Origin of the sequence: Bradyrhizobium sp. 62 (assembly GCF_023073035.1) — a bacterium.
In the GTDB taxonomy this organism is placed as follows: domain Bacteria; phylum Pseudomonadota; class Alphaproteobacteria; order Rhizobiales; family Xanthobacteraceae; genus Bradyrhizobium.
Map to the genome: position 1 here is coordinate 403,001 of NZ_JADPIT010000032.1, position 5,806 is coordinate 408,806.

Consider the following 5,806-nt stretch of genomic DNA (forward strand, 5'->3'; position numbering starts at 1 on the left):
CGCGCCCGCGGCTGTTGATGCTGGACGAGCCCTCGCAGGGCATCATGCCGAAGCTGGTCGACGAGATCTTCCAGGCTGTGAAGCGCATCCGCGACGCCGGCATGACCGTGCTGATCGTGGAGCAACGCATGGCGGAGTGTCTCGAGATCGCCGACCGCGCCTATATCCTGCAAACCGGCCGCGTGCTGATGCAGGGCGCGGCAAGCGAGATCAAGGGCAATCCCGACGTGCGCAAGGCGTATCTGGGGCTGTAGCTACAAGCACACTGCCGTAGCCCGGATGAGCGAAGCGATATCCGGGGCAAGTGGTCCCGCATGTCGCTTCGCTCATGCGGGCTACGATTGCGGACCATGCCTTGCTTGAGCCGCGGCCAGCAACACCGCTTCGACGATTGCGTCGAACTCATCCTTTCCGATCGGATCAATTGCGGTCAGTTCATCGTATGTCTTCGTATAGGGAGACCACCAGTGATGGTGTAAGCCAATTTCGTGGAGAACGCGGGCCGCCGCCACTATCTCACTTGGTGTAGGCCGTGCTGGATCGGTCATTCCTCGTGCCCATGCTCCGGCAGCGCCACGCCAAACACCTTCACCAGATCCGTCACCTGCTCTGGCGACAAATATCGCGGGTTCATCCCGCGCAGCAGCAGATACAGCTTCGCCGTCTCCTCCAACTCCTCGCTCGCGAACACCGCTGCTTCCAGCGTATCGCCGGCGACGACCGGGCCGTGATTGGCGAGCAGCACGGATGAGTATTTTCCCGCCAGCCCCCTGATCGCATCCGCGACCGCGGGATCGCCGGGGCGGTAATAGGGCACGAGCGCGGTGGCGCCGCATTTCATCAGATAATAGGCCGTCATCGGCGGCAGCGCGGCGCGCGGGTCGATCTCCGGCAGCATCGACAGCGCAACCGAATGGGTGGAGTGCAGATGCACGATCGCCCTTGCGCTCCCGCGCGTGGCATAGAGTGCATTGTGCAGCGGAACTTCCTTGGTCGGCGCATCGCCCGAAACCAGTCGGCCCTGATCGTCCAGCCGCGACAGTTTTGCGGGATCGAGGAAGCCGAGCGAGGCATTGGTGGGCGTCACCAGCCAGCCGCCGCCGTCCAGCCTGACGCTGATATTGCCGGAGGAGCCGGGCGTCAGCCCACGCTCGAACAGGGACCGTCCGAAGCGGCAAATGTCTTCGCGCAGCAATGTCTCGTTGCTCATGGCCGTCATGTCCGTTTGTCTCACGCTTTGGCAGCGCGGCCAAGCCGTGTTATTCGGTTGGCAAGCTGCCGCAAAGGGTGGCCCTCCGGGAAACGTCGCAAGGATCAGTTGCATGTCCGCCTCCACGTCACAGAATCAGCGCATCGCCGTCATCGGGCTCGGCTCGATGGGGTTTGGCATGGCGACCTCGCTGAAGCGCGCCGGTCATGTCGTCACCGGCTGCGACGTCTCGGCTGATGCGGTGGCTCGTTTCGTGACGGAGGGCGGCGCGGGCGCCAAGACGCCGGCCGAAGCTGCCAAGGGCGCCGACGTCGTCGTCAGCGTCGTCGTCAATGCCGCGCAGACCGAGACGATCCTGTTCGGCAAGGATGGCGTCGCGGAAACCATGGCCAAGGACAGCGTCTTCCTGTCGTCGGCGACCATGGATCCCGACGTGGCGCGGCGTCTCGCCAAGCAGTTGGAGGCGACCGGCCGGCACTATCTGGATGCGCCGATCTCCGGCGGGGCGCAGCGCGCAGCGCAGGGCGAGCTGACGATCCTCGCCTCCGGCAGTCCGGCTGCGTTTGAGAAAGCGCGGCCCGCGCTCGATGCCATGGCCGCAAAGCTCTACGAACTTGGCGATGCCGCAGGCCAGGGCGCCGCCTTCAAGATGATCAACCAGTTGCTCGCCGGCGTGCATATCGCCGCCGCCAGCGAGGCGATCGCGTTCGCGGCCAAGCAGGGGCTCGATATCCGCAAGGTTTATGAGGTGATCACGGCGTCCGCCGGAAACTCCTGGATGTTCGAGAACCGCATGCCGCACGTGCTCGACGGCGATTACACCCCGCGCAGTGCGGTCGAGATTTTCGTCAAGGACCTCGGCATCATCCAGGACATGGCACGCAGTGCCAGATTCCCGGTTCCGGTCTCCGCCGCAGCGCTCCAGATGTTCTTGATGACGGCCGCCGCCGGCATGGGCCGCGACGACGATGCGTCGGTGGCGCGGATGTATGCGCAGGTCACCGGAGTCAAGCTGCCCGGCGACAAGTAAGGATAAGAGGATTCCGATGCCCCGTTTTGCCGCCAATCTCTCGATGATGTTCACCGAGGTGCCGTTCCTCGACCGCTTCGATGCCGCTGCGGCAGCCGGCTTCACCGCCGTCGAGTTTCTCTTTCCCTATGAGCATCCGGCCGAGGCAGTCGGCGAGCGGCTCAAGCGCAACGGCTTGACCCAGGCGCTGTTCAACCTGCCGCCGGGCGACTGGAATGCCGGCGAGAAGGGCTTTGCGGCACTCCCGTCGCGATTCCCCGAGCTCAAGGCGAGCCTGGAGACCGCGCTGCCCTACGCCAAGGCGACCGGCGTCAAGCGGCTGCATTTGATGGCGGGCATCGCCAACCGCGGCGAGCGCGTCGCGATCGAGGCGTTCTACAAATCGGTGGCGTGGGCCGCCGAGTTCTTTGCGCCGCACGGCATCGACATCGTGCTCGAGCCGATCAATGCGCGCAACGTGCCCGGCTATTTCCTCAACGATTTCGGCTTCGCGCGCGACCTGATCCAGGAGCTGCGGCTTCCGAACCTGAAACTCCAGTTCGACATCTATCACTGCCAGATCATCCATGGCGACGTTACGATGCGGCTGCGTGAGATGATGCCGGTCATCGGCCATATCCAGATCGCCAGCATTCCCTCGCGCAACGAGCCCGACGGCGAGGAGCTGAACTATCCGTTCCTGTTCGACGAACTCGACCGGCTCGGTTATGCCGGCTTCGTCGGCTGCGAATATAATCCGCGCGGCAAGACCACCGACGGCCTTGCCTGGATCAAGCCTTATGCGGGAGTGAAGCCGTGACAGTTGCAGCGAAAATATCCCTTGGCTGCATTGCCGACGACTACACCGGCGCCTCCGACCTCGCCAACACGCTGACGCGCGCCGGCCTGCGCACCGTGCAGACCATCGGCGTGCCCGCGGACGATCTCGCGCTGCCCGAGGTCGACGCCGTCGTGGTGTCCTTGAAGAGCCGTTCGATCGAGGCCGGCCTTGCCGTGTCGCGCTCGCGCGCGGCCGAGACGTGGCTGCGCGGCCGCGGCGCAAGCCACGTGCTGTTCAAGATCTGCTCGACCTTCGATTCCACCGATGCGGGCAATATCGGCCCGGTGATGGACGCGCTGCGCGCCGATGGCGGCGAGGCGGCCGTGCTGGTGACGCCGGCCTTCCCGGAGACCGGCCGCACCGTCTACCAGGGCAATCTGTTCGTCGGCGCCGTGCCGCTGAACGAGAGCCCGCTGAAGGACCATCCGCTCAACCCGATGCACGATTCCAACCTGGTGCGCGTGCTGGCGCGCCAGAGCAAGACGCAAATCGGCCTCGTCGACCTCGCCACCGTCACGCGCGGCGCGGATGCCGTGCGGGCGCGGCTGTCCGAACTCGCCGGCAAGGGCATTGGCGCGGCGATCATCGACGCCGTGTTCGATCGCGACCTCGAAACCATCGGCCTCGTCGCTGCCCAGCATCGGTTGTCGGTCGGCGCCTCCGGCATGGGCCTTGGGCTGGCGCGGGCGCTGGTGTCTACAGGCAAGGTCACATCGACCGCGGCGAGCAGCGAGGCGGCGGGGGCAGCGGTCGGCGGACCGGCGGCGTGCCTGGCCGGAAGCTGCTCGCAGGCGACGCTTCAGCAGATCGCCAATGCCGAGCGTGTCATGCCCGTGCTGCATCTCGATCCGGACCGTATTACTACGGGCGAGGACGAGGCGCAGCGCGCACTGGCCTGGGCGAAGCCGCGACTGGCGGACGGTCCGTTCCTGATCGCATCGAGCTCGACGCCGGATCAGGTCGCCGCGCTCCAGGCGCGCCATGGCCGCGACGCGGCCGGTCACGCCATCGAACAGGCGATGGCCGACATTGCCGAGGGTCTGGTGCGGGCCGGCGTCAAGCGCCTGGTCGTTGCCGGCGGGGAAACATCCGGCGCCGTGGTCGACCGGCTGAAGATTCCCGGATTTCTCGTGGGGGTGGAGATCGCAGCCGGCGTCCCCGTGCTGCGTGCAGTCGGTGCTGAAAAAGGCGACATGCTGCTCGCCTTGAAGTCCGGAAACTTCGGCGGGCCGGAGTTTTTCTCCGACGCGCTTGGGCTCATGCGCTGAGCGCAGGGCATTTTTAGCGTCGTGTTCACTTGTTTCAGGCTTCCGTACTCGTACGGAGTCGTCGTTAACGTCCGCTCAGGTGCTCTGGTGTTGGATGTCGGTGCTGCTCCCTTAGGTTGATTCGTAAAGCTTCCGGACGCGCCGCCGCGCCAGCACAAAGAGACTCCATATGCTCGCCACTATTTCCATCCGCGCCAAGATCATCAGTGTCGTGGCGTTCCTGCTGGTCGCGATGGCCGGCATGGGCCTGCTCGCCGTCATGAAGATGCGGTCGATGAATGCCAACACCGTCGACATCACCACGAGCTGGATGCCCAGCGTGCGCGTGCTCGGCGATTTGCGTGCCGGCGTGATCACTTACCGCAACGTCATCCGGGAGCATATGCTGTCGGAAACGCTGGACGAGAAGCTCGCGATGGAAAAGACGCTCGCGACCGTGATCGAGGCCAACGCCAAGTTTCGCAAGACTTATGAAGGCATGATCACCTCGCCTGAAGAACGGGCACTCTACGGTGAATGGTCGAAGCTCTGGGAGGAGTACAAGAAGGGCACCCAGGAGGTCATGGCGCTGTCTCGCAAGGAGGCCGGCAAGGTCCCGCACGAGGCGCATGAGCTGAACACCAAGACGGTCAACAAGATCGGGCTTCAGGCCGACGAGGTCCTGCGCAAGGACATCGAGCTCAACACCAAGGGTGGCGACCAGGCAGCGCAGGATGCCGCTGACAGCTATTCCTTCGCTTTCATGTTGGTTTCGATCATTCTCGCCGCCGCCGTCATCATCGGCATCGGCGTCGGCTTCTACCTCGTCCAGGACGTCTCCAGCGGCATCAATTCGATCATCGAGCCGATGCAGGCGCTGGGCAAGGGCGAACTTTCCGCCGAAGTCCCGCATCGCGGTGAGAAGACCGAGATCGGCGCCATGGCCGACGTGCTCCAGATCTTCAAGGAAGCGCTGATCGCCAAGAAGGCCGCCGACGAGGCTGCCGCCGCCGATGCCGAAGCCAAGATCGAGCGCGGCCGCCGCGTCGACAACATCACCCGCGAATTCGAGACGATGATCGGCGAGATCGTTCAGACCGTGTCGTCGGCCTCGACCCAGTTGGAGGCCTCCGCCTCGACGCTGACCTCGACCGCCGACCGCTCCCAGCGGCTGGCGACCACGGTTGCCGGAGCGTCGGAGGAAGCCTCGACCAACGTGCAGTCGGTGGCCTCGGCCACCGAGGAGATGGCCTCATCGGTCGGCGAGATCAGCCGTCAGGTGCAGGAATCTGCGCGGATGGCGGGCGATGCCGTCGGTCAGGCGCGCACCACCACCGAACGCGTCAGCGAGCTCTCCAAGGCAGCCTCGCGCATCGGCGACGTCGTCGAGCTCATCAACACCATCGCCGGCCAGACCAACCTTCTGGCGCTGAACGCGACCATCGAAGCCGCACGCGCCGGCGAAGCGGGCCGCGGCTTTGCGGTCGTCGCCTCCGAGG

General features: G+C 65.1%; 6 protein-coding genes and 1 pseudogene. 5 read left to right on the forward strand and 2 right to left on the reverse strand.

Features of this window, described 5'->3' with window-relative positions; all coding sequences use genetic code 11:
* Positions 1–254, forward strand: a pseudogene (locus IVB47_RS31300) (ABC transporter ATP-binding protein); the annotation flags it as partial.
* A gap of 81 nt (positions 255–335) precedes the next feature.
* Here the strand turns inward: IVB47_RS31300 and IVB47_RS31305 are convergent.
* Both IVB47_RS31305 and IVB47_RS31310 read right to left on the reverse strand, forming a co-directional pair.
* Positions 336–548, reverse strand: a complete 213-nt coding sequence (locus tag IVB47_RS31305; RefSeq protein WP_247399450.1) for a hypothetical protein — start codon at positions 546–548, stop codon at positions 336–338.
* Positions 545–1,219: an aldolase gene (locus IVB47_RS31310; protein ID WP_247467268.1), complete on the reverse strand. Its 675-nt coding sequence runs from the start codon at positions 1,217–1,219 to the stop codon at positions 545–547. Before IVB47_RS31310 ends, IVB47_RS31305 begins: the two co-directional genes overlap by 4 nt.
* A gap of 103 nt (positions 1,220–1,322) precedes the next feature.
* Here IVB47_RS31310 and ltnD point away from each other — a divergent pair, with 103 nt between their 5' ends.
* The 4 genes from ltnD to IVB47_RS31330 form a co-directional block, all read left to right on the forward strand.
* Entirely contained in the window at positions 1,323–2,240 is a 918-nt protein-coding gene (gene ltnD, locus IVB47_RS31315; protein WP_247467271.1) for an L-threonate dehydrogenase, read from the forward strand.
* A 16-nt stretch (positions 2,241–2,256) separates the two neighbouring features.
* The gene (gene otnI / locus IVB47_RS31320) at positions 2,257–3,039 is read left to right on the forward strand and encodes a 2-oxo-tetronate isomerase (protein WP_247467273.1); all 783 of its coding nucleotides are present in this window, start codon (positions 2,257–2,259) and stop codon (positions 3,037–3,039) included.
* A complete protein-coding gene (gene otnK / locus IVB47_RS31325) occupies positions 3,036–4,328 on the forward strand; it encodes a 3-oxo-tetronate kinase (protein WP_247467276.1) in 1,293 nt (430 codons plus the stop codon). The genes otnI and otnK overlap by 4 nt, the downstream gene beginning before the upstream one ends.
* A 169-nt stretch (positions 4,329–4,497) precedes the next feature.
* Positions 4,498–5,806 (forward strand): MCP four helix bundle domain-containing protein (locus IVB47_RS31330; RefSeq protein WP_247467279.1); only part of this gene is annotated, 1,309 nt, incomplete at its 3' end.

What these genes read in the sequence shown, in the direction of transcription:
- otnI (WP_247467273.1), top strand. Translation starts at nt 2,257, where the DNA reads ATGCCCCGTTTTGCCGCCAATCTCTCGATGATGTTCACCGAGGTGCCG.
- ltnD (WP_247467271.1), top strand. Translation starts at nt 1,323, where the DNA reads ATGTCCGCCTCCACGTCACAGAATCAGCGCATCGCCGTCATCGGGCTC.
- IVB47_RS31305 (WP_247399450.1), bottom strand. Translation starts at nt 548, where the DNA reads ATGACCGATCCAGCACGGCCTACACCAAGTGAGATAGTGGCGGCGGCC.
- IVB47_RS31310 (WP_247467268.1), bottom strand. Translation starts at nt 1,219, where the DNA reads ATGACGGCCATGAGCAACGAGACATTGCTGCGCGAAGACATTTGCCGC.